This window comes from Nocardia sp. NPDC003482 (genome assembly GCF_053588115.1).
Window position 1 is genome coordinate 115,502 of sequence record NZ_JBSFPI010000021.1, and the last position, 21,777, is coordinate 137,278.

Genomic DNA, 21,777 nt, shown 5'->3' on the forward strand with positions numbered 1-21,777 from the left:
GACCGTACCGGTCTCGCGGGCAGGGCACGGCCGTGCCGCGCTAGTCTCGGGCTCGTGCCGATCGATGCGACGCCCGCGTATCGGGAGCGGCCCGCGCCGGGGCTCCCGGGCGCGGTGGTGTGGACGCGCACGATCACCCCCGGCGACGACGCGCCCGTGCTGCCGGACGGCTGCATGGATCTGCTGTGGATCGGGGACCGGGTGCTGGTCGCCGGGCCGGACACCCGCGGTTACGTGGCCGCGCGCACGGCGTCGGCCACCATCTCCGGCCTGCGGTTCTATCCCGGCACGGCGCCCGCGCTGCTCGGCGTGCCCGCGCACGAATTGCGCGACCGCCGAGTCGAACTCGACGACCTGTGGCCCGCCGCGCGCGCCCGGGACCTGACCGCGATCGTGGCGAGCGCGCCCGATTCGATGCTCGGTCTGGAGCGCGCGGCCCGGCGATACGCCGCCGACGCCGATCCGGCCGACGCCCGGTTGCGCCACATCGTGCGGCGGTTGGACCAGGGCGCGTCGGTGGCCGCCACGGCCGACGAACTGGGCCTGGGCGCGCGGCGGCTGCACCGGATGTCGCTCACGGCCTTCGGATACGGCCCCAAGACGCTGGCGCGGGTGCTGCGCATGCAGCGCGCCCTGACGCTCGCGCGCGCGGGAATTCCGTTCGCGGAGACCGCCTTTCGCGCCGGATACGCCGATCAGGCGCATCTGGCGCGGGAGGTGCGCGGCCTGTCGGGCCGGTCGCTGGGCCGACTGCTCGGCGGCGATCAGGCCAGCGGCGCGTAGAGGTCGACGCCGTTGCCGTCCGGATCGTGCACGGTCGCGTAGCGCTGACCCCACACCGCGTCGAACGGTTTCAGCTCGCCGTGGTACCCGGCCTCGGTCAGCTCGGCGTAGCGCGCGTCCACCTCGGCCGGATCGTCGCAGCGGAACGCGAGCCCGATCCGGCCCGCGCCGCCGCGCCAGCCGGGGTGGAATTCGCGGATGTTGTCCTCGGTGTCGAGGGTCAGGCGGAACCCGCCGGGCAGGGCGGCCTCGACGTGCCCGCCCATGGGTTCGCCGAACTCCAGTCCGAGGCGGCGGTAGAAGTCCTGTGCGGCGTTCAGGTCGGCGACGACCACGCCGACGACGTCCAAGTGCGCTGTCATGACCTCGACGGTAGGGCCCGCGACGCCCCGCGTCTTGAACGAATCGGACACCGCGCGCGAGTGTCGGTGGACACAGCCGGACGGTTACGGTTCGGGAACGCCTGCCGACAACTAGCGTTCCTCGGGGGGCCGGGCACGAATATAGGTCGCGTAGCCGAAGCGGAGGAGGGTTCGGAAGGAGAGCCATGGGGACCGATCAGACGCTGTTGCATCGTTTCGTGATTGCGCAACTCGCCGACGCCGGGCTGGAACGCGACCACCTGGTCCGCGAGTGCGGCCTGCCGCGGTGGGCCATGGAGGGCCCGGGCGTGCACGTGCCGAGCGAGACGTTCTCCCGCCTGTGGGAGATCGGCGAACGCGGGCTCGACGACGCGAATGTGGCCCTGTACGTGGCCAGCCGATACCAGCGGCCCGCGACCCGGCTCTACGACTACCTGTTCTCCTCGGCGGCGACCGTCGGCGCGGGCCTGGCCACCTGCGGCCCGTACGTCAGCGCGGTCACCACCAATCACCGGTTCGATCTGGTCGCGGAGAACGACGGCGAGACCACGCTGTATCTGGACATGATCGAGGGCGACGGCCGCGGCCGCGACCTCACCCAGCTGTGGGGTCTGGTCGCCGTGCTGACCCGCGCGCGGGGCTGTGTCGACGTGCCGTTGAATCCGATCCGGGTGTCGTTGCGCCAGCGCGCGCCGCGCGACCCGCGGCACTTCATCGATGTATTGGGCACGCGCGCAATCGAATTCGGGGCGCCCGTGGACGCCATGACCTTTCGGGCGACCGATATGGACCTGCCCCTCACGACCGCGGATCCGGTCCTGGCCGAGGTGCTGAAGCCGCTGGCCGCCGCGTTGCCGCCCCCGCCGCCGCTGGCCACCGCGTGGGCCGAGCGGGTCGCGGTCGCGCTGGCCGAGGCGTTCGACGCCGGTGAGGTGTCGCTGGATCGGGTGGCCCGCCGCCTCGCGACCAGCCCGCGCACCCTGCAACGGCGGCTCGCCGAGGCCGGGACGACCTGGCGGCGGGAACTGGATCGGGCGCGGGCCCAACGGGCCGCCGCCGCGGGTCCGGTGACCCGCGAGCGGCAGGCGGAACTGCTGGGCTACGCCGACCCCGCCTCGGTGCGGCGGGCGGCGGCGCGCTGGTCGGTCGTGGCGCGTTCGCATCGGACCGACGGATGGGACCGGCAGCGGTAGCCGCCCGCGGCTAGACCCGCAGGTTGCTGGCCGCGATGCTCCAAAAAGTGCCGCGATCGATGTCGGCGAAATCCCACCCCTCGACGATCGCGTGCGAGGCCGCGACGATGGCGGGCACGTCGAAATCGTCCCGCGTCGCGGTGCCCTTGGCCTCCAGCTCGGCGATCACGTAGGCGGTGGCGGATTCGCAGGTGTTCGACACGGTGTGTTCTCCAATCGGTCGTAGGTACTTACGGTCGATCACGACTCGTAGCGGTCGCGATATCCCCGCTGTTTCTTCAACCGGGACGCGAACCGCGGACGAGCCGACACCGCGAGCGGCCCGTCGTCCCGGGAGGGGGATCCGTCAGGTGGAGGGGAGACGGATCCCGAGGACGACGGGTCGGTGCCTCGCGGCGGGCACGGAGGCCAGTCTGGTCGCTCGGCGACCGGTAGGCCAGCGCCGAACGCGCCACTCTCGGGCAAACGCGCCAAGTTCCGGCCGCCGCGGGGCGAGGAGAGCCGCATGTCAGGCTACGGCACCGCCGGCGGAATGGGCGCAATGACCGGGCAATCCCTAGCCGGTGGTTTGCGGCAACAACTCCTCGTAGCGGTACTCGGTGCTGATTCCCGTCCCGGTCGCATGCGCTTGCTCCTCCCGTTTGCGCAGGTCCACGCGGCGGATCTTGCCCGAGATGGTCTTGGGCAGGTCGTAGAACTCGACCCGGCGCACGCGCAGATAGGGGGCGAGGTGGTCGCGCGCGTATTCCAGGATGGCGCGGGCGGTTTCGGCGTCGGCGGCCCAGCCCTCGGCGAGCGCGACGTACGCCTTGGGCACGGCGAGCCGGGTCGCGTCGGGTTGCGGGACCACCGCGGCCTCGACCACGGCCGGATGTTCGATGAGCACGCTCTCCAGCTCGAACGGCGACACCTTGTAGTCCGAGCATTTGAACACGTCGTCGGTGCGGCCGATGTAGGTGATGTAGCCGTCGGCGTCGCGGGCCGCGACATCGCCGGTGTGGTAGTAACCGCCCGCCCGGACCGCCGAATCACGCTGAGGATCCCCGAGATACCCGGTCATCAGATTCACCGGCCGTGCGCCGAGATCCAGGCAGATCTCGCCCTCCTCGGCGAGGCGGCCGTCGATCGGATCGACCAGCACCACCGGCACCCCGGGCGCGGGGCGGCCCATCGAACCGGGTTTGACCGGCTGGCCGGGCGTATTGCCCACCTGGAGGGTGGTTTCGGTCTGGCCGAAGCCGTCGCGGATGGTCAGTCCCCACGCGTCCGCCACCCGGGCGATGACATCCGGATTGAGCGGCTCACCCGCGCCGAGGATCTCGCGCAGCCCCGCCGGGCGCTCGCCGAGGTCGGCCTGGATCAGCATGCGCCACACCGTCGGTGGCGCGCAGAACGTGTTCACCTCCGCCCGGCGCAGCTGATCGAGCAGGGCCGCGGCGTCGAACCGGGCGTAGTTGTGGACGAAGATGGTGGCCTCGGCGATCCACGGCGCGAAGAAGCAGCTCCAGGCGTGTTTGGCCCAGCCCGGGGCGCTGATGGCCAGGTGCACGTCGCCCGGGCGCACCCCGATCCAGTACATCGTCGTCAGATGACCGACCGGATAACTGATCTGGTTGTGCTGCACCAGCTTCGGCCTGCTCGTGGTGCCGGAGGTGAAGTACACCAGCAGCGGATCGTCGACCTCGGTGACCGTGTCGAACGAATGCGCCTCGGCGGCAGCCGAATCGGCGTAGTCGTGCCAGCCCGCGACCGGTTCGCCCACCGCGATCCGGACGTAGTCGCCCTCGACCTCGGCGAATTTGGCGGTGTCGGCGCTGTTGGCGAGGACGAACCGGCCCGCGCCCCGGGTGATCCGGTCGGTCAGATCGGCCGGGCCGAGCGCGGCGGTGGTGGGCATGATGACCGCGCCCAGTTTGGCGACGGCGAGCATCGCCTCCCACAGCTCGACCTGATTGCCCAGCATGAGGATGACCCGATCGCCCTTGCCGACCCCCAGTCCGGCCAGCCAGGTCGCGGCTCGATCGGAGCGGCGGGCCATCTCGTCGAAGCTGATCCGCTGCTCGCGGCCGTCCTCCTCGACGATCCACAGCGCGGTGCGCTCGTTGCCGCGGGCGATGACGTCGAACCAGTCGACGGCCCAGTTGAACCGGCCGCGCAGGTCCGGCCAGGCGAACTCGCGCACGGCGGCCTCGTAATCGGTTGCGTGCGTGAGCAACTGGTCGCGTGCGGCCCGGTAGCGTTCGGTGTTCGAGGTCACTGCGGGTCTCCTTCGCTGGTGGTCCCGGCGAACAGCCGAGCCGAGATCTCGCGCATCTCGATTTTGCGGATCTTGCCGGTGACCGTCATCGGGAACTCGTCGACGAGGTGGACGTGGCGGGGGATCTTGTAGTGCGCGAGCCGTCCCGCGCAGAACTCGCGCAGCGCCTCGGCGGTCAGTGCCGCCGCGCCCTCGCGCAGCCGGATCCAGGCCACCAGCTCCTCCCCGTACTTCGGATCGGGCACGCCGATCACCTGGGCGTCGAGGATGTCGGGATGGGTGTAGAGGAACTCCTCGATCTCGCGCGGATAGATGTTCTCCCCGCCCCGGATGACCATGTCCTTGATGCGCCCGGTGATGGCGACGTAGCCGTCGTCGTCCATGGTGGCCAGATCGCCGGTGTGCATCCAGCGCGCGGAATCGATGGCCTCGGCGGTCTTCTCGGGTTCGTTCCAGTAGCCGAGCATGACCGAGTAGCCGCGCGTGCACAGCTCGCCCGGTTCGCCGCGCGGCACGGTCCGGCCCGTCGCCGGGTCGACGATCTTGATCTCCAGATGCGGTCCCACCCGGCCGACCGTGGCGGTGCGCTGGGTCAGCGAATCGTCGCGGCGGGTCTGGGTGGAGACCGGGGAGGTCTCGGTCATGCCGTAGCAGATGCTCACCTCGGCCATGCCCATCCGCTCGATGACCTGCTTCATCACCTCGACCGGACAGGGTGAACCGGCCATGATGCCGGTGCGCAGCGACGACAGGTCGTGCTCGGCGAAACTCGGGTCGGCCAGTTCGGCGATGAACATGGTCGGCACCCCGTACAGCGACGTACAGCGTTCGGCCGCAACGGTTTCCAGGGTGGCGCGCGGATCGAAGGCGGCGGCGGGGATCACCATGGCCGCGCCGTGGCTGGTGGCCGCGAGATTGCCCATCACCATGCCGAAGCAGTGGTAGAAGGGAACGGGCAGGCAGATGCGGTCCGCCTCGGTGTAGCCGCACAACTCGCCGACGAAGTAGCCGTTGTTGAGGATGTTGTGGTGCGACAGCGTCGCGCCCTTGGGGAAACCCGTTGTGCCCGAGGTGTATTGGATATTGATCGGATCGTCCGCCGACAGTTCGGCCTGGGCGGCGCGCAGTTCGTCCGGATCGCGGTCCCGGCCCGCCGCCGCGAGGTCGGTCCAGTCGTCGCCGTCGAGTAGCACGACGCGCTCGAGGTCGTGGCACTCCGGCCGGATCTCGTCGATCATCGCCGCGTAGTCCGAACCCTTGAACTCGCGCGCCGCCACCAGCAGCCGAACCCCGGCCTGGGCCAGCACGTATCCCAGTTCGTGGGCGCGATAGGCCGGATTGATGGTGACCAGGATCGCGCCGATCCGCGCGGTGGCGTACTGCACCAGCGTCCACTCGGCGCGATTGGGCGCCCAGATGCCGACCCGGTCGCCCTTGCCGACACCCGCGGCCAGCAGTCCGAGCGCCACGGCGTCGACCTCGGCGGCGAACTCCCGATAGGTCCAGCGCGCCCCGGTCACCCGGTCGACGAGTGCCTCCCGGTCGGGATACGCGGCGACCGTGCGGTCCAGATTCGCCCCGATGGTGTCGCCGAGCAGCGGCACGTCCCAGATTCCATGCGTATAACTGGCCGGTCGAGAGCGGCCCGTGATCGAACTCACGGTTATAGGATCCAGGTCACATTTCCCGTCCACTACCCCCGGAAAGGGGTACCGACATGACCGGCCCCGACCTGCTCCGCCCGCGCGACGCCGACGCCCTGCGCGCCGAACTGCGCCGGGTGGCCGGGGTGGCGGGGCTGCCGGTCGTGTTCGGCGGGCAGGTGCTCGGGGGGACGCTGGTGCTGAGCGAGTTCTTCGGCACGCGCACCAACGCCATGCGCGGGCTCGCGGTCTCACCCGCCTCGGGGGTGGGCGGCGCGGCCGTGGCCACCCGGCGTCCGGCATCGGTGTCGGACTACCGCGCGGCCTCCACGATCACCCATCACTACGACGCGCCCGTGCTCACCGAGGGGTTGCGCGCGGTGGTCGGGGTGCCGGTCGTGGTGGGCGGGCAGTCGCGGGCGGTGCTCTACGTGGCCAGCCGGGAGGCGGGTCCGATCGGCGATCGCGCGGCCGATCTGGTGGTGCGGGCCGGGCGCCGGTTGGCGGCCGAGTTGGCCGTCCGCGACGAGGTCGACCGGCGGCTGCGGCTGCGCGAGGCGGCCGTCCCGCAGGGGCCGGATCCCGTTGTCGCCGAACAACTTCGCGATATCCACGCCGAGGTCCGGGGGATCGCGCAGACGGTGACCGACGCCGCGGCCCGCGCCCGCCTGCGCGAGCTGTCCGATCGCCTCGCCCGGCTGATGGCCGGGCCCGAGATCCCCGGCGAGACACCGGCGCTCGCCCCGCGCGAACTCGACGTCCTCGCCCACGTCGCGCTCGGGTGCACGAACGCCGAAGCGGCCCAGCGTCTTTCGCTCCGGCCGGAGACCATCAAGAGTTATCTGCGCAGCGCCATGACCAAACTCGGGGCGCACACCCGGCACGAGGCCGTGGTCCGGGCCCGGCGTGCCGGTCTGCTGCCCTGAGCGGTCTCAGTCCTGCGGCTCGATCAGCTGGATGTCCAACTCGATCGCGATCTTGTCGCTGAGCATCGCCGACGGAACCTGGGTGGCGACACCGAATTCGGTGCGCTTCAGCGTCCCGGTCGCCGCGAAGCCGATGTGCCGGGCGTTGGTGTTCGGATTGTCCTGGATGCCACCCCATTCCACGTCCAGGGTGATCGGATGCGTCTCGCCGCCGATCGTCACCTCGCCGCTCACCTGGAAGTCCTCGGCCACGCGGACCGGCTCGGTGGCGCGGAAGGTCAGCGTGGGCCGCTTCTCCACGTCGAGCAGATCGGCGCTGCGCACGTGCGCGTCGCGGTCGGCGTTGCCGGTGTCGAACGAGTCCAGGTAGACCGTGGCCGAGATCGCGGCCGCGCCGGACTCGTCGACCACGAACTCGGTCTCGAAGCGGTTGAACCGCCCGCGCACCTTGGAGATCCCCAGATGCCGCACGGTGAAGTTGACCGCGGAGTGCGCGGTGTCCAGGGCCCAGGAGCCGGTCTTCAGGGTCTGCTCGGAAGTCGTCATGCCACCAGCCTTGCGGACCGCGGTCCGGTTAACCACGCCGCGCTTATCCTGGCACTCGCAGGGCGCGGCTAACGAGGCGCGGATACGACAGGATGAACGGGTGGCAGCACGATCCGAATTCGCCGAATTCCTCATCGCTCGCCGCGCCCGCCTGCGGCCCGAGGACGTGGGGCTGCCCGTGGGTCGTCGGCGGCGCACCCCGGGACTGCGCCGCGAGGAGGTGGCCGCGCTCGCCGGGGTCAGCGCCGACTATCTGGCCCGGCTCGAACAGGGCCGCGACACCAACCCCTCGACCTCGGTCCTCGGCGCGCTCGCGGACGCCCTGCGGCTCAACGACGTCGAGCGGCATCACTTCGTCAAACTGGCCCTGGGCGACCGGCACACCGGCGGCTGCCCGTCCAGTGCCGCCCCGGACGAGGTCCCCGACACCCTGCGGGCCGTGCTCGACGCGCTGGACCCGACCCCCGCGTTCGTCGTCGGCCGCCACCTGAACGTGCTGGCGTGGAACACGGCCTGGCGCGACTTCGTCGAACCCCTGGGCTTCTTCGACGCCGAGGTGCGCGGCGACCTCGCCCGCTACTTCTTCGCACACCCCGGCGCGCGGCGCTGGACCGACTGGGAGGCCACCGCGGACAAGATCACCTCCCGGCTGCGCCTGTCCCGCTCGCTGTGGGCCGAGGACGAGGATCTCGCCGCCGCCGTCGCCGGCCTCCAGCGCATCCCCGAGTTCGCCTGCCGCTGGGACGAACATCGCATGAGTGACTTCCGCACGGGCACAATGCATCTGGATCACCCGCTGCGCGGGGTGGTGGAGATCGAGTTCGAAACCCTCGATCCCGCCGCCGATCAGAGCGTGCAGGTGTGGTTCCTCGACCGCCACGCCCGCAAACCGAATCTCCGGGTCGTCAACGAGTAACCCCCGGCGCGGTACGGTCATATCGGCGAACTCCCGGCATACGTGACTCCGGTCACGTCCGCGTGCGGTTCGGCCGATGACGGTGTCCTTCCCACGAGCAGAGGAGGTGCCCGAGTGACCACGACGCCGACGGCACCCGAGGCAGCGCTCGACGACGCGACCCTCACCGGACGCGCGCGCGACGGCGATGTCCGGGCCTACGAGCAACTCGTGCTGCGCTATCAGGGACCGATGTTCCGGCTGGCCGCGCGGATGCTGGCCGACCGGGCCGAGGCCGAGGACGTCACCCAGGAGGTGTTCCTGACCGCGTGGCGGCGGATCGCGCAACTCCAGGACGACTCGGCCTTCGCGGGCTGGCTCTACCGGATGACCACCAACCGCTGCCTCAACGTGTTGCGCTCGCGCCGGGTCGCCGCCGACGTCGACCCGGACACCACCGAATCACCGCGCGCGGACACCCGGCCCGAGCACGCGGCGCAGGTCAACGGCCAGCTCGCGGCCCTCACCGACGCGCTGCGACTGCTGACCCCCGAACAGCGGGCCTGCTGGTTGCTGCGCGAGGTGCACGGGCGGTCCTACGAGGAGATCGCCGAGATCGTCGGCACCAACGGCACCGCGGTACGCGGTCGAATCGCCCGCGCGCGGGCACAATTGGCGGAGGTGATGCGGCCATGGCGGTGACCGACGCGACCGACAGCGACTACCTGCTGCCGTGCGGACGCGGCCTGGAACGGGTGTGGGAACGGCTCGACGCGGTCGAGGACGGCCGGGGCGACGCGCACGAGACCGACTGCGCGCACTGCGCGGCCGCCCGGGAGAGCCTGCTCACCCTGCGCACCGCGACCCGCGAACTCGTCGAGGAACCCGATCCGCCACCCCCGGACCTGTTCGGGCGCATCATGTCCGCGGTCCGCGCCGAGGTCCGGCGCGGTCGCACGCTCACGTTGCACACCCCGCATTCGGGCACCCTCGAGGTCAGCGACCAGGCCATCGCGGTCGTGCTGCGCTACGCCGCCGACACCGTCGACGGCGTGCGCGCCCGCGGCTGCCAGGTGCACGACCGCGGCCCCGCCGCCGACGGCGCCCTGGCCGTCGCGGTCGAGCTGACCATCGCGGTGCGGATGAGCGAAACCCCTGTCGCGCGGACGATTTCGCTGGTTCGCGAGCGGGTGCGGGCGGCGGCCTCGGCGCGCGTCGGCCTGGTCGTCGAACGCGTCGACGTGACCGTCGTCGACCTCTACGAGGAGGACCGATGACCGCCGCGGCCCGCGACACCGAATACGTCGTCACCGACGCGGTCATCGCCGGGGTGGCCGCGCGCGCGGCGGCCTCGGTGCCGGGTGTGCTGCGCCTGGAACCCGGTGTCCTCGGCCTGGTCGGGCACCTCGCGCGCTCCGGCCGTCAGCGGTGGACCGGACAGGAGTCCGCGCCCTCGACCGGCGTGCGGGTGCGCCGCGCGGGCGGCTGGCTGGCCGTCCACATCGATCTCTCGATCGCCGCGGGCGGCCGGGTCGGCGCGGTCGGCGAGGCCGTGCAGCGGCGGGTGGCCCGGGCGGTCGCCGAGCAGACCGGCGTGACCGTCGACGCCGTCTCGGTGACCGTGCTCGACATCGAACCGGGGACACCGTGAGAACGAACGACGCGCTGATCGACGAGCTGGTGGCCGCCATCGAGGCGGTCGAGGGCCTGCGCCCCGCCGTCCCGTTCGGCCTGCCCGACACCGGATGGCTCCCGTGGGATCGCAAACGCGCTGCGGTGGAGGCGAATTCGGCCCTGATCGAACTGCGGGTGGTCGCCACCGCGCTGCCGCTGCCGCCGCTGTTGGACCGGCTCACCGAACGCGTCCGCGCGGTGCTGGCCGCCGCCGGCCGGCCCGACGTCGCGCTGCGCGTGACCGTCACCGAACTCGACGCCGCGGCGTTTCGCGAGCCGAATTCGGGCAATCGCACAGTTACCTAGATCACGCGTCCGGGCCGTGACGATTCGCTCGCGGTCGTGTCTATCGAGTGAAGTCCGTTATCCGCTGTACCGCAAGGGAATCGGGAGGAATCACCATGACCGGCACGACGAACGACAAGGCCGCGGCCAACACCAAGTCCGGCGCCGACTCGAAATCCGACAGCGCACTGGTTACCGATCAGGGCACCACCACCATCGCCGATGTCGTGGTGCAGAAGATCGCCGGGCTGGCCGCCCGCGAGGTGCGCGGGGTGCACGCCCTCGGCGGCGGCGCGGCCCGCGCGTTCGGCGCGCTGCGCGACCGCATTCCGGGCGCCTCGGCCAGTGTGGGACAAGGCGTTTCGGTCGAGGTCGGTGAGAAGCAGGCCGCCGTGGACCTGGAGCTGGTCGTCGAATACGGCGTGGCCATCGCCGAACTGGCCCGGCTGGTGCGGCGCAATGTCATCACCGCGATCGAGCAGATGACCGCGCTCGAGGTCGTCGAGGTCAATGTCAACGTCAACGACGTCTACATCGAGGGCGACGACGACGAGCAGCAGCCCGCCCGGGATCGGGTGCAGTGACATGAACGCCACCACGATCTGCCTGGTGTTCGGGCTGGCTCTCGGTTTCGCGGCCGCGTTCGGCGGATTCGGCGCGTTCGCCATCGTGCTCGTCTTCGGCGGGCTCGGCCTGCTCGTCGGCCGCTGGCTCGACGGCGAGGTCGACCTGTCGGGACTGGTTCGCCCGCAGCGTGATCGGGGTCGTCGATGACGGCCGTCGCCGAGTCCGCCGGAGATCTTCCGGGCCGGACGACGGTCGCCGAGCGGGCGGTCCGCCGGATCGCCGAACGGGCCGCGCGCGAGGTCGGCGGCGTCGAGGCGGGCGTGCGCGTCACCGCGCGCGTCGCCGGTGATTCCGCCACCCTCGACGTGCGGCTGCCCATCCGCTATCCGCTGCCGGTCGGCCGGGTGGCCGACGAATGCCGGGCCCATCTCATCGAACGCACCCGCGAACTGGCCGGGCTGGCGGTGCCGCGGGTGGACATCGAGGTGTCCGAACTGCCGGTGGCCGTACCGAACGGGAGGGTCCGATGACGCGCCGATCGCGCCGCATCGCCCCGGCGGTGATCGTCGCCCTCGCCCTGTTGGCGGGGTCGATCGCCGTGGCGGTGTCGCTGATCCAGAAGCTCAGCGACCACAGGGAATTCGTCTCCTACACCGCGCTCGCGACTCGGCTGCACGACACCACCTGGTCCGCCGGTCCGGTGCTCGTCGCCGGAATCGCGGCCCTGGTTGTCGGGGCGGTGCTGCTGGCGGCGGCGCTGTGGCCCGGCCGATCGGTGGTCGTGCCGCTCGACGCCGAGGACGGCGTGCGCGCCGGGATCGCCCGGCGCAGCCTGCGCGGGGCGGTCCACGACGCGGTGCGTAGCGTCGACGGCGTGGACTCCGCGCGAGTGCGGCTGGGCCGCAAGCGGATTCGCGTCAAGGGGCGCGGAGCCGATGCCGCGCCCGAGACCGTGCGCGCCGCGGTCGCCGAACGGCTCGGCACGATCGCGCCACGGGTGCCACCGCGGATCGAGACCGCGCTGCGCCCGGCGCGGACGGGAGGACGACGATGAGTTCGATCAACCGCCCGGCCCGGCTCAACCGGAGTCTGCTGGGGCTGATCGGCCTGCTGATCGCGGCCGCCGGTGGCTACGCCGTCGCCGCGCATCTGGGCGCCCTGCCCTGGGTGGATCGCGACGCGACGCTGGTGCCGGGCACCGCGGATCCGCCGCTGTGGGTGGAGTACCTGGTCGTGGCGGGCGCGGTGGTGCTCGCGCTGGCCGCGCTGCGCTGGCTCGCCGCGCAGGTCGGGCGCCTGCCCCGGGCGACGGAATGGGCGGTGGGAACCCCGGCCGCGACCGGTCGCACGGTCCTCGCCTCCGATACCGCGGCCGCGCCCCTGGCCGCCGATATCGAGTCCTACGACGACGTGCGCTCGGTGACCGCCCGGCTGTCGGGGCCCAGTCGCGCCCCGGAACTGCATCTGGTGGTGACCGCCGCGCCGGACGCCGATCTCACCGAGTTGCGTCGCCGCATTCTCGGGCACGCCGTGCCGCGGCTGCGTCAGGCCCTCGATGTCGAGATCGTTCCGGTGAGCATGGAATTGCGGCTGGATTCGCGGGGCCGCTCCCGGTGATATGAAATCGGCCCGCGGCTCCGTGTCGTCAGGAGCCGCGAGCCGGTTCATGACAGGCGCTAACCCAGCCTGTCCCTGTTCTTGCCGTCGCGCTTGCGGCGCTCGGTGGACATGTCGCCGTCGGCGAGCATTTCCTCGTCGCGTTCCATATCCGGATCCCGCTTCATGGCCTGCTGGCCGCCGCGCGGCTGGTCCTTCATGCCCTTGCGGGACTTGTCTTTGGCATTGCGGTCCATCTTGGTGCCCATCGAAACCTCCGTATCGAATGGATTGCACGCTCAGGAAACTGCCAATCAATATCCTCACCGCGTCGAGTCGGGCGTGTCAACGCCTTGCGGGAAAAGGTATTCTGACCGGCCGGATGCGCGCTGAGCAGGCAATAAAGCGGAATTCCCGCTAATTCAGGCCGATCAATTCGCCGCCTCGGGCAGCCATTCTCTCGGGCGTGTCGAATGAGAAGTCGGGGCGCGCCGGATAGGGTTTCGTCATGCGGTCGACCAGGAGGAACCGATGACGAGCACGGTGACCGAATTCCCGTCTCCCGCCGCCGAATCCGCGTTCGAGCCACCGCGGCTGCGCACGGTCGACGACGAGTCGGTCACCGCGCTGGCGCACGCCGCCGCGCGCGAGATCACCGGCGTCGCAACGGATGTCGAGGTGCGCGCGCACGTGCGCGGCGACACCGTCGAACTCGCCGTCCGGTTGCCGATCCGCTACCCGCTGCCCATCTGGCGGGTGGCCGCGGTGACCCGACAGCACATCACCGACCGCGTCCGCCAGCGCGCGGGACTGACGGTGACCCGGATGGACATCGAGGTGAGCGCCCTCGTCACGGGAACGGCCGCGCGGTGACGGCCGTCGCCTGGACGACCCTCGCGGCGGGGCTCGGGCTGCTGGCGGCGGCCGGGCTGTCGGGACGGAGGGTCCTGGTGCCGATGGTCGCCGACGACGAGATCACCGCCCGGGTCGCCCGGCGCGGACTGGCCACCGCCCTGCGCGCGGCGGCACAGTCGGTGGCGGGTGTGCGTTCGGCGCGAATCAGGCTGGGCCGCAGCGGACTTCGCGTGGTGGCCAAGGCGGCGGGGGCGCGGCCCGGTCTGGCCGAGGAGGTCCGCGCGGCCGTCGACGCCCGGCTCGCGAATATCGGGCCGTGCGCGGGTTCGCGGTTCGGCCGCGTCCCGCTGGGCGCGCTCGGCGCGCTGTTCGTCGCCATCGGGTCCGTGACGGCCGCCCACCATCCGTCGCTCCTCGTGTCGGTGGCGATGCTCGTCGGCGGCGCGAGTGTTCTCGGATTCGCCTGTCTCCGTAGGCTTTTCGCGCTACCGAGGCGGGCGACGGCGGCCCCGCGCTGGTGCGCCCGCCCGGCCGAGACGGACACCATCGTGATGGATTCGGCGGTCGCGGCCGGACCCGTCGCCGCCGATATCGAGACCTACGCCGGGGTGCGCTCGGCCACCGCGCGCCTGCTCGGCCCCGCCGTCGCACCCGAACTGCGCCTGACCGTCACCGCCGCACCCGACGCCGATGTGACCGCGCTGCGCCGCGACATCATCGCCCACGCGCTGCCGCGCCTGCGCCAGGCCCTCGAAATCGACACCGTCGCAGTGCGTTTGGAGCTGCACTTCGCGCGTCAGTCCAGCGGACCGAGTACCCGCTCGACATAGGGATTGGCGAACCGGCCCTTGGGATCGAACCGGCGGCGCACCTCCTGGAACCGATCCCAGTGCGGATACCGCTCGCGCAGCGTGTCCGCGGTCTGGAAGTGCCGCTTACCCCAGTGCGGCCGACCCTCGAACGTATCGAAGATCTCCTCGCAGGCCCGGAAGTACGGCTCGTAGGGCATACCCCGATATTGGTGCACCGCGATATAGCAGGTGTCGCGGCCACCGGCGGGGGACAGGAACGCGTCGTCGGGCGCGACGAAACGCACCTCGGTCGGCATCGGCGAATCGAACCGACGCCCCAGCTCCTTGATCCGCTCGATCGCCGCCACCGCGTGCTCGCGCGGGATCGCGTACTCCATCTCGGTGAACCGGATCAGCCTGGGGGAGGCGAAGACTCGATACGACCGGTCCACCTGCCGCCGATAGCTGCCCGCATAGGCCGCGCCGCGATGGATCCACGGAATCAGCCCCGGCCGGGCGCGACTCAACCGGCACAGCGCGTCGAAGGTGTAGTTCGACATGAGGATGTCGGCGAACCAGTCCACGGCCTTGCCGCGCGGCCGCTCGGGCAGCGGCACCCGATTGTTGCGTTTGGTCATCGCCAGCGGGCTGTGGGCGAACATGTAGAACTCGAAATGCTCATTGCCGTCGACGTATTCGTCCAGATCGGCGAGCACCTCCGCCACCGGAACCGGCCGCTCCACGCCCTCGAGCACGAACGACGGCACCAGCTGGAGCGTGACGGCGGTGACCACCCCGAGCGCGCCCACGCTCACCCGCGCCGCGCGCCAGCCGTCCGGATCGGACTGTTCGTTCAGCTCCACGCGGCTGCCGTCGGCGAGCGTCAATTCGATGGAATGCAGTGCGGCGCTGAGGTTCTGGAGCGTGGCGCCGGTGCCGTGCGTCCCGGTCGCGGTGGCTCCGGCGATGGTCTGCACATCGATGTCGCCGAGATTGGGGAACGCCAGGCCCATCGGATGCAGCGCGGTGCTCAGCGCGTTGAGGGTCGCGCCCGCCTCGACCCGCACGAGCCCGGTCGAGCGGTCCACCCACTGGATGCGGTCGAGCTCCGACGGCCGCAGCAGCAGGCCGTCGGTGAGCACGGCGTCGGTGAACGAATGGCCCGCGCCCGCGACCCGGACGGTCCGCCCGGTGGTGTCGGCGCGCGCCAGCAGCTCGGCCACCTCGTCGGCCGTTCGGGGAGTGGCGATCTCGGCCGGGGCACACGCCTGATCCCCGGCCCAGTTCATCCACGAGTTGGTCATGTGACCAACATTAGGGGATCGATGTGAGCCGCGCTACCTCTTGCGCGGGCAGACGGCCTCCTTCGCCTGCTCCACCTCGTCCTCGGTGAGCGGCGGCACGGTCAGTTCCAGTCGCGGGACGCCGTCCGCGCGCACCCCGTCGAGCACGATGGCCATGTAGCGCCGCCAGGTGTTCGGATTGATCGGGCGGGCGAAGGCGGCCATCGACTCGACCATGTTCACCATCGCGAAGAAGTCGGCGGCGGTGATGCCGGGCCGCAGCACGCCCGCCTCGTGCGCGCGGACCATGAGCTCCTCGAGCGCGGGCTTGATCCGGCAGCGCACCGACGCGAAACGCTCCTTGGCGTCGGGCAATTCGAGCATGACCTCGCCGAAACCGCGGTTGCCCGCCATGTGCTGGCACGCCCACTCGAACAGCTCGACCAGACCCAGCCACGGATCCGGAACGCGGTTGCAGCGCTCGGTCGCCTCGGCCATCTCGGCCACGTGCCGATCGAAGACCTCCTCGATCAGCTCGCGCTTGTTGGCGAAGCGCCGATACACCGTCCCCACGCCCACCTTCGCGGCCTCGGCGACATCGTCGAGGGTGACGTCGAGGCCGCGCTCGGCGAACAGTTCGCGGGCGGCCTCGAGAATGCGTTGCTGGTTGCGGGCGGCGTCGGCGCGCAGGCGCCGAGGCTGTGACAAAGGCCCAGGTGGAGCGGGGGAAGTGGCGCGATTCACACGAAGATCCTAACAAGGACGGGGATTAACTGGAGGCTTTCTCTCCGTTATGGTGTTAGCTTACTCCGGTAAGTGGAGGAACTCTCTCCGCATCTGTGTCGGCTATCACTTTCCCCGTAGGAGTCCCATGACTACCGCGTTCGACCTCGAAACAGAGGCGACGGCGACGTCGCCGAAAGCGGGCCGTCGCGGCTCGCATGCCCTGCGCTGGTGGGTGCTCGCCGTCCTCGGCGTGGCCCAGCTGATGGTCGTGCTCGACGCGACCGTGGTGAACATCGCGCTGCCCGAGGCGCAACGCGACCTCGGCTTCTCCAATGGCGACCGGCAGTGGGTGGTCACCGGGTACGCCCTGGCCTTCGGCAGCCTGCTGCTGCTCGGCGGTCGGCTGAGCGACCTGTTCGGTCGCCGCAACACCTTCCTCATCGGCCTGGTCGGTTTCGCCGTGGCCTCCGCGGTCGGCGGCGCGGCCAACGGCTTCGAGATGCTCGTCGTCGCGCGTGTCGCCCAGGGCGTGTTCGGCGCGCTGCTGGCCCCGGCCGCGTTGTCGCTGCTGACGGTCACCTTCACCGAACCGTCCGAGCGGGCCAAGGCGTTCGGCATCTTCGGCGCGGTCGCGGGTGCGGGCGGCGCGCTCGGCCTGCTGCTCGGCGGCGCGCTCACCGAGTGGGCGTCGTGGCGCTGGGTGATGTACGTGAACCTGATCTTCGCCGCGGTGGCCTTCGTCGGCGGTGCGCTGTTGCTGGCCAAGCACGTCAGCGATCGGCGGCCGCGGCTCGACATTCCGGGCACGGCCGTGGTGACCGCCGCGTTGTTCGGCATCGTCTACGGCTTCTCGCACGCCGAGTCGCACGGCTGGTCCAACGGCGTGACGCTGGCCTTCCTGATCGGCGGCGTGCTGCTGCTGGGCGTGTTCGCCTGGCTGGAGACCCGGGTCGCGCATCCGCTGCTGCCGCTGCGCATCGTGCTCGACCGCACCCGCGGCACGTCGTATCTGACGGTGTTCGTCATGGGCATCGGGATGTTCGCGCTGTTCCTGTTCCTGACCTACTACATGCAGCTGACGCTGGGCTACACGCCGATCGTCACCGGTGTGGCCTTCCTGCCGATGGTCGCGGGCATGGTGCTGTCGTCCACGACCGTCCCGTCGCTGGTGCTGCCCAAGCTCGGGCCCAAGATCACGGTCACCGCGGGCTTCGTCCTCGCCGCGATCGGCATGGCCCTGCTGACCCGCATCGGTTTGGACACGGCGTACGTCACTCACGTCCTCCCATCGCTGATCCTGATGGGTCTGGGCATCGGTAGCGCGCTCTCCCTGGCCTTCCAGGGTTCGACCGCGGGTGTGCATCACGAGGACGCGGGCGTGGCCTCCGCCATGGTCAACACCAGCCAGCAGGTCGGCGGCTCGATCGGCACGGCCCTGCTGAGCACCATCGCCTCCTCGGCCGCCGCCGACTACCTGAGCGACCGCCAGCCCACGGCGGTGGCGGTGGCGGAATCCGCGATCCACAGCTACACCACCAGCTTCTGGTGGGCCACAGCGATTTTCGCGGTCGGGGCCGTGATCACGGCGATCCTCATGCCGAGCACGGTGCCCGCGCCCGCCGAGGGTGAGCCGGTGATCGTGCACTGAGTCGGCACGGCTGCGCCCCCGTACGAGTGGATCGTGCGGGGGTGCTCGCGTTTTCGGGCGAGGACACGCGGTGCGCCACCGGTTGTGCTGGGACGCTTGCGTTTTCGGGGGAAGACACGCGGTACGACACCGGTCGTGCTGAGGCGTGTGGATTCTGGGCGCGGTGCCCGAACGGCAGCGCCCCCGCCCCGAATCAATCGGGCGGGGGCGCTTGCGTTTTCGTTCAACAGTTGCTGGGAGCCGGGAGGTTGGCGAAGCGGTCGCCCAGGTAGTTGAAGGCCTGGGCGGCCCCGGCGGCGATGGCGGTGCCGTGGTCGGCGCCGGGGATGATCTCGAACTGCACGCGGTCGCCCGCGGCGCAGTAGCGGCCCGCGACGTCCCGGGCGAGCCAGGGGTTCACCTGGTCGTTGGCGCCCGCCCACTGATAGATCGGGGCGCGGGGGACACCGGGGTAGATCTCGAGGCTGTTCTCGTGCAGGACCGCGATCTGGCGGTCGCTGACATCGCTGACGCCGCCGTAGAAGTAGTCGGTGAAGCTCTTGTTCGCGCCCGCGGCGATGATCTGGTCGGTGCAGGCGTTGGCGATGCGATTGCGCAAATCCCAGCCCGCCGGATTCAGATTCGCGTCCAGCGACATGACCCCGGGGTACTCCCGTTCCAGGCCGACCGCCGCGGCGAAGCCCAGCCCGAACAGCGGGCTCGGATTCGCGCCGACGTCGAGGGCGAGTTTGCCGATGTTCACCGGCACCCCGCCCATGGCCGCGCCGACGATCGGCAGTTCGGGCGCGTACTCCGGTGCCATCGCGGCGGCGAATCCGGTCGCCATGCCGCCGCCGGAATACCCCGCCAAACCGACTGGGGCGTCGGCCAATCCGGCCGGGGCGAACCGTTTCACCGCGCGCACCCCGTCGAGCGTGAGCCGCCCGCCGAGCTTGGCCGCCCCGTACGCGCTCACCGGACCCAGGTGATCGGGCACCGCGACGGCCCAGCCCCGGCCCAACAGCACGTTCAACGCCGGGGACTCCTGGAGGCCGCCGTCGAACAGGGCGTGCGACGGGGCGCATTCGAGACCGAGCGAATTCACGAACGGCTGATACGACACGAGCGGCCGAGTGCCGCCGCCCGGGGGCAGTAGCAATGTCGTCACCGCGGCGATCGGCGCGTCGGCCGAATTCGTCGAGCGATAGACCAGTTGATAGGCCGTCGCACCCGGGAACCCGGTCGCGGCCACCGTCCGGCTGCGCACGACGTCCCCCGGCTGATAGTCCCCGATGTTCGGCGGCGCCGAATAGAACGGGTCGCCATCGGGGAGGGGAAAGATCGCCGCCCGCGCGGGCGCGCCTCCCATGGCACACACCACGGCCGAAATCAGCGCTGTCACCAATGTCATTGCGCCCCTGCGCCCGCCGGCCCGGGGCCTTCGGTGTACGACTCGAGCATCCGCCATCGTCACTCCATCAATGTCGTCCGAATGAACGCCTTCCTGACGCAACACCCCACAAACCAACCGGCTCGGATTGATTGCTGAAGGCTATTACAGAGTCTCCCCCACCGCCACCATTTCAGCGCGCCCAACCGACCCCACCACCCCAGCCGCACCCTCTATTCGAATCCGCACCCCTTCCAAGGCCCGAAAGGGCGTGCGGATCCGAACAAGGGGTGCGGATCGAATGCGGGCGGGGACACGCTCGGGTGACGCGCGTGCCGTCGGGTCGGGGGTCGCTGGCAGTTAGCATGACCCGATACGGTTGCGGTCGCGAATGGGAGGTTGCCCAGGTGGTTCGGCCGGTCGGCGCGGGAGCGGGGAGATCCGCTCGTGCCGCCGGACGCGCGGAAACTCGTAAACTGCTCGAATCGGGTGTGACGGTCATCGGTTCGATGGATGGACGACGAAACGGCACGACGATCGGGGGTAGTCATGAGGCGAACAGCGGGGAGCGGTCGATGAGCGCCGGGCGGCGCGACCGGATTCCGGCGGATCGTGGTCTGTCGGTGGGGTTCGATACGGTATCCCCTCTGGGTCCGGCACGGCTGGTGGGACCGTGATCCTGATGACGAGCCGGGCGCAGGTGATCAAGAAGGGAGGCCCGAGCATGGCCCACGATCGAGCCGGCCGACCGGCCCGGGCTACCGACCTGGAGGATCTGGCGCATCTGGTGACGGCCTACTACAGCCGAATTCCCGATCCGTCGGAGCCGGGACAGCTGGTCGCCTTCGGCACCTCGGGCCATCGCGGATCGAGCCTGGACTGCGCGTTCAACGAGGCGCACATTCTCGCCATCACCCAGGCCATCGTCGAGTACCGCGCCACCCGCGGCATCACCGGACCCGTCTACCTCGCCCGCGACACCCACGCCCTGTCCGAGCCCGCCTGGACCACCGCGCTCGAGGTCCTGGCCGCCAACGACGTCACTGCCGTCATCGACGCCCGCGGCCGCTACACGCCCACCCCGGTGCTGAGTCACGCTGTCCTGCGCCACAATCGGGGCGGCACCCGCCATCAGGCCGACGGCATCGTCGTCACCCCCTCGCACAACCCGCCCCGCGACGGCGGCTTCAAATACAACCCCCCGCACGGCGGCCCCGCCGACACCGTCGCCACCGACGCCATCGCCGAGCGTGCCAACGAGTTGCTGCGCGGCGGCCTGGCCGGGGTCAAGCGCACCACCTTGCAGCACGCGCTGGCCACCAGCGTCGAACGCTACGACTACCTCGACCACTACATCGCCGATCTGCCGAATGCCTTGAATCTGGACGCGATTCGCGGCGCGGGCATCCGCCTCGGCGCCGACCCCATGGGCGGCGCGAGCGTCGACTACTGGGAGGAGATCGGCCAGCGCTACGACCTGGAACTCGAGGTCGTCAACCCGTTCGTCGACCCGACCTGGCGGTTCATGACCCTCGACAGCGACGGCAAGATCCGCATGGATCCGTCCTCGCGCTACGCCATGGCGTCGCTGGTCGCCATCCGCGACGACTACGACATCTCCACGGGCAACGACGCCGACGCAGACCGGCACGGCGTGGTGACACCCGATGCGGGCCTGATGAATCCGAACCACTACCTGGCCGTCGCGATCGAATACCTCATCGCCAACCGGATGGGCTGGGACGCGCTGACCAAGATCGGCAAGACGGCGGTCACCTCCTCGATGATCGATCGCGTGGTGAGCGTGCTGGGCCGCCAGGTGCACGAGGTCCCGGTCGGCTTCAAATGGTTCGTCCCCGGATTGTTCAGTGGCTCTTTGGCTTTCGGCGGCGAGGAGAGCGCGGGCGCGTCCTTCCTCCGCATGGACGGCACCGTCTGGACCACCGACAAGGACGGCATCCTGCTCGCCCTCCTCGCCGCCGAGATCACCGCCGTGACCGGCCAGAGCCCGTCGGCCCGCTACGCCGAACTCGAAAAGCGTTACGGCAGCCCGGCTTACGCGCGCATCGATGCCACCGCCACCCCGGACCAGAAGGCCCGGCTGGCCGCGCTCACACCGGACGACATCACCGCCACCGAGGTGGCGGGTGAGCCGATCATCGCGGTGCAGACCCGGGCCCGCGGGAACGGCGCGGCACTGGGCGGGGTGAAGGTGACGACCGAGAACGCGTGGTTCGCGGCCCGGCCCTCGGGGACCGAGGACAAGTACAAGATCTACGCGGAGTCGTTTCATGGGCCGGATCATCTGGCTCAGGTGCAGGGGGCGGCGGAGGAGGTCGTGGGGCGGGCGTTGGGGGAGTGAGGGGTCGGGGTTTTTC

26 protein-coding genes are annotated in these 21,777 nt (G+C 70.7%); 17 read left to right on the forward strand and 9 right to left on the reverse strand.

Going from position 1 to position 21,777, the window contains the following annotated elements:
* Positions 1–54: 54 nt before the first annotated feature.
* Complete coding sequence (locus ACWDSJ_RS29095) at positions 55–783, forward strand: helix-turn-helix domain-containing protein (RefSeq protein ID WP_450035668.1); 729 nt, start codon at positions 55–57, stop codon at positions 781–783.
* On the opposite strand, the gene ACWDSJ_RS29100 is transcribed toward ACWDSJ_RS29095, so the two are convergent.
* A complete protein-coding gene (locus ACWDSJ_RS29100) occupies positions 765–1,145 on the reverse strand; it encodes a VOC family protein (protein WP_450035669.1) in 381 nt (126 codons plus the stop codon). The genes ACWDSJ_RS29095 and ACWDSJ_RS29100 overlap by 19 nt on opposite strands.
* A gap of 185 nt (positions 1,146–1,330) precedes the next feature.
* Here ACWDSJ_RS29100 and ACWDSJ_RS29105 point away from each other — a divergent pair, with 185 nt between their 5' ends.
* Positions 1,331–2,338, forward strand: coding sequence for an AraC family transcriptional regulator ligand-binding domain-containing protein (locus tag ACWDSJ_RS29105; RefSeq protein ID WP_450035671.1), 1,008 nt, complete (start codon positions 1,331–1,333; stop codon positions 2,336–2,338).
* 10 nt (positions 2,339–2,348) lie between these two features.
* On the opposite strand, the gene ACWDSJ_RS29110 is transcribed toward ACWDSJ_RS29105, so the two are convergent.
* From ACWDSJ_RS29110 to ACWDSJ_RS29120, 3 genes are all read right to left on the reverse strand, one after another.
* Positions 2,349–2,540, reverse strand: coding sequence for a hypothetical protein (locus ACWDSJ_RS29110; RefSeq protein WP_387368545.1), 192 nt, complete (start codon positions 2,538–2,540; stop codon positions 2,349–2,351).
* Positions 2,541–2,894: 354 nt separating this feature from the next.
* The gene (locus ACWDSJ_RS29115; protein ID WP_450035672.1) at positions 2,895–4,595 is read right to left on the reverse strand and encodes an AMP-binding protein; all 1,701 of its coding nucleotides are present in this window, start codon (positions 4,593–4,595) and stop codon (positions 2,895–2,897) included.
* Positions 4,592–6,256: an AMP-binding protein gene (locus ACWDSJ_RS29120; protein ID WP_450035673.1), complete on the reverse strand. Its 1,665-nt coding sequence runs from the start codon at positions 6,254–6,256 to the stop codon at positions 4,592–4,594. Before ACWDSJ_RS29120 ends, ACWDSJ_RS29115 begins: the two co-directional genes overlap by 4 nt.
* A 56-nt stretch (positions 6,257–6,312) precedes the next feature.
* Here ACWDSJ_RS29120 and ACWDSJ_RS29125 point away from each other — a divergent pair, with 56 nt between their 5' ends.
* Complete coding sequence (locus ACWDSJ_RS29125) at positions 6,313–7,164, forward strand: response regulator transcription factor (RefSeq protein WP_450035674.1); 852 nt, start codon at positions 6,313–6,315, stop codon at positions 7,162–7,164.
* A gap of 6 nt (positions 7,165–7,170) precedes the next feature.
* On the opposite strand, the gene ACWDSJ_RS29130 is transcribed toward ACWDSJ_RS29125, so the two are convergent.
* A complete protein-coding gene (locus tag ACWDSJ_RS29130; protein WP_387368537.1) occupies positions 7,171–7,710 on the reverse strand; it encodes a YceI family protein in 540 nt (179 codons plus the stop codon).
* A 100-nt stretch (positions 7,711–7,810) separates the two neighbouring features.
* Between ACWDSJ_RS29130 and ACWDSJ_RS29135 the strand changes: the two genes are divergently transcribed.
* From ACWDSJ_RS29135 to ACWDSJ_RS29180, 10 genes are all read left to right on the forward strand, one after another.
* Positions 7,811–8,626, forward strand: a complete 816-nt coding sequence (locus ACWDSJ_RS29135; RefSeq protein WP_450035676.1) for a helix-turn-helix transcriptional regulator — start codon at positions 7,811–7,813, stop codon at positions 8,624–8,626.
* Between the two features lie 114 nt (positions 8,627–8,740).
* Positions 8,741–9,307, forward strand: a complete 567-nt coding sequence (locus ACWDSJ_RS29140; RefSeq protein ID WP_450035678.1) for an RNA polymerase sigma factor — start codon at positions 8,741–8,743, stop codon at positions 9,305–9,307.
* On the forward strand, positions 9,298–9,882 hold the full coding sequence (locus tag ACWDSJ_RS29145; protein ID WP_450035679.1) for an Asp23/Gls24 family envelope stress response protein: 585 nt from the start codon (positions 9,298–9,300) through the stop codon (positions 9,880–9,882). Before ACWDSJ_RS29140 ends, ACWDSJ_RS29145 begins: the two co-directional genes overlap by 10 nt.
* The gene (locus tag ACWDSJ_RS29150; protein WP_387368529.1) at positions 9,879–10,256 is read left to right on the forward strand and encodes an Asp23/Gls24 family envelope stress response protein; all 378 of its coding nucleotides are present in this window, start codon (positions 9,879–9,881) and stop codon (positions 10,254–10,256) included. The genes ACWDSJ_RS29145 and ACWDSJ_RS29150 overlap by 4 nt, the downstream gene beginning before the upstream one ends.
* Positions 10,253–10,585 carry a hypothetical protein gene (locus tag ACWDSJ_RS29155; protein ID WP_450035681.1) on the forward strand — a complete coding sequence of 111 codons (333 nt, stop codon included), beginning with the start codon at positions 10,253–10,255 and terminating at the stop codon, positions 10,583–10,585. Before ACWDSJ_RS29150 ends, ACWDSJ_RS29155 begins: the two co-directional genes overlap by 4 nt.
* 95 nt (positions 10,586–10,680) lie before the next feature.
* Positions 10,681–11,148 carry an Asp23/Gls24 family envelope stress response protein gene (locus ACWDSJ_RS29160; RefSeq protein WP_450035683.1) on the forward strand — a complete coding sequence of 156 codons (468 nt, stop codon included), beginning with the start codon at positions 10,681–10,683 and terminating at the stop codon, positions 11,146–11,148.
* A 1-nt stretch (position 11,149) separates the two neighbouring features.
* Positions 11,150–11,338 carry a hypothetical protein gene (locus ACWDSJ_RS29165; protein WP_387368523.1) on the forward strand — a complete coding sequence of 63 codons (189 nt, stop codon included), beginning with the start codon at positions 11,150–11,152 and terminating at the stop codon, positions 11,336–11,338.
* Positions 11,335–11,661 carry an Asp23/Gls24 family envelope stress response protein gene (locus ACWDSJ_RS29170; RefSeq protein ID WP_387368521.1) on the forward strand — a complete coding sequence of 109 codons (327 nt, stop codon included), beginning with the start codon at positions 11,335–11,337 and terminating at the stop codon, positions 11,659–11,661. Before ACWDSJ_RS29165 ends, ACWDSJ_RS29170 begins: the two co-directional genes overlap by 4 nt.
* On the forward strand, positions 11,658–12,185 hold the full coding sequence (locus tag ACWDSJ_RS29175) for a DUF6286 domain-containing protein (RefSeq protein ID WP_450035686.1): 528 nt from the start codon (positions 11,658–11,660) through the stop codon (positions 12,183–12,185). The genes ACWDSJ_RS29170 and ACWDSJ_RS29175 overlap by 4 nt, the downstream gene beginning before the upstream one ends.
* Positions 12,182–12,748, forward strand: coding sequence for an alkaline shock response membrane anchor protein AmaP (locus ACWDSJ_RS29180; protein WP_450035687.1), 567 nt, complete (start codon positions 12,182–12,184; stop codon positions 12,746–12,748). The genes ACWDSJ_RS29175 and ACWDSJ_RS29180 overlap by 4 nt, the downstream gene beginning before the upstream one ends.
* 59 nt (positions 12,749–12,807) lie before the next feature.
* Here ACWDSJ_RS29180 and ACWDSJ_RS29185 read toward each other — a convergent pair whose 3' ends face one another.
* Entirely contained in the window at positions 12,808–12,996 is a 189-nt protein-coding gene (locus ACWDSJ_RS29185) for a hypothetical protein (RefSeq protein WP_450035689.1), read from the reverse strand.
* Between the two features lie 262 nt (positions 12,997–13,258).
* Here ACWDSJ_RS29185 and ACWDSJ_RS29190 point away from each other — a divergent pair, with 262 nt between their 5' ends.
* On the forward strand, positions 13,259–13,600 hold the full coding sequence (locus tag ACWDSJ_RS29190) for an Asp23/Gls24 family envelope stress response protein (protein ID WP_450035691.1): 342 nt from the start codon (positions 13,259–13,261) through the stop codon (positions 13,598–13,600).
* Positions 13,597–14,412: a DUF6286 domain-containing protein gene (locus ACWDSJ_RS29195; protein ID WP_450035693.1), complete on the forward strand. Its 816-nt coding sequence runs from the start codon at positions 13,597–13,599 to the stop codon at positions 14,410–14,412. Before ACWDSJ_RS29190 ends, ACWDSJ_RS29195 begins: the two co-directional genes overlap by 4 nt.
* Here ACWDSJ_RS29195 and ACWDSJ_RS29200 read toward each other — a convergent pair.
* Together ACWDSJ_RS29200 and ACWDSJ_RS29205 are read right to left on the reverse strand one after the other, a co-directional pair.
* The gene (locus ACWDSJ_RS29200) at positions 14,379–15,677 is read right to left on the reverse strand and encodes a D-arabinono-1,4-lactone oxidase (RefSeq protein WP_450035694.1); all 1,299 of its coding nucleotides are present in this window, start codon (positions 15,675–15,677) and stop codon (positions 14,379–14,381) included. The two genes, ACWDSJ_RS29195 and ACWDSJ_RS29200, sit on opposite strands and share 34 nt — an antisense overlap.
* Positions 15,678–15,710: 33 nt before the next feature.
* The gene (locus ACWDSJ_RS29205; protein ID WP_450035696.1) at positions 15,711–16,364 is read right to left on the reverse strand and encodes a TetR/AcrR family transcriptional regulator; all 654 of its coding nucleotides are present in this window, start codon (positions 16,362–16,364) and stop codon (positions 15,711–15,713) included.
* Positions 16,365–16,527: 163 nt separating this feature from the next.
* On the opposite strand from ACWDSJ_RS29205, the gene ACWDSJ_RS29210 reads away from it, so the two are divergent.
* Entirely contained in the window at positions 16,528–18,030 is a 1,503-nt protein-coding gene (locus ACWDSJ_RS29210) for an MFS transporter (protein ID WP_450035698.1), read from the forward strand.
* Between the two features lie 223 nt (positions 18,031–18,253).
* On the opposite strand, the gene ACWDSJ_RS29215 is transcribed toward ACWDSJ_RS29210, so the two are convergent.
* Entirely contained in the window at positions 18,254–19,420 is a 1,167-nt protein-coding gene (locus ACWDSJ_RS29215; RefSeq protein WP_450035700.1) for a lipase family protein, read from the reverse strand.
* A 703-nt stretch (positions 19,421–20,123) separates the two neighbouring features.
* On the opposite strand from ACWDSJ_RS29215, the gene pgm reads away from it, so the two are divergent.
* Positions 20,124–21,761, forward strand: coding sequence for a phosphoglucomutase (alpha-D-glucose-1,6-bisphosphate-dependent) (gene pgm, locus ACWDSJ_RS29220; protein ID WP_387368502.1), 1,638 nt, complete (start codon positions 20,124–20,126; stop codon positions 21,759–21,761).
* Positions 21,762–21,777 lie beyond the last annotated feature (16 nt).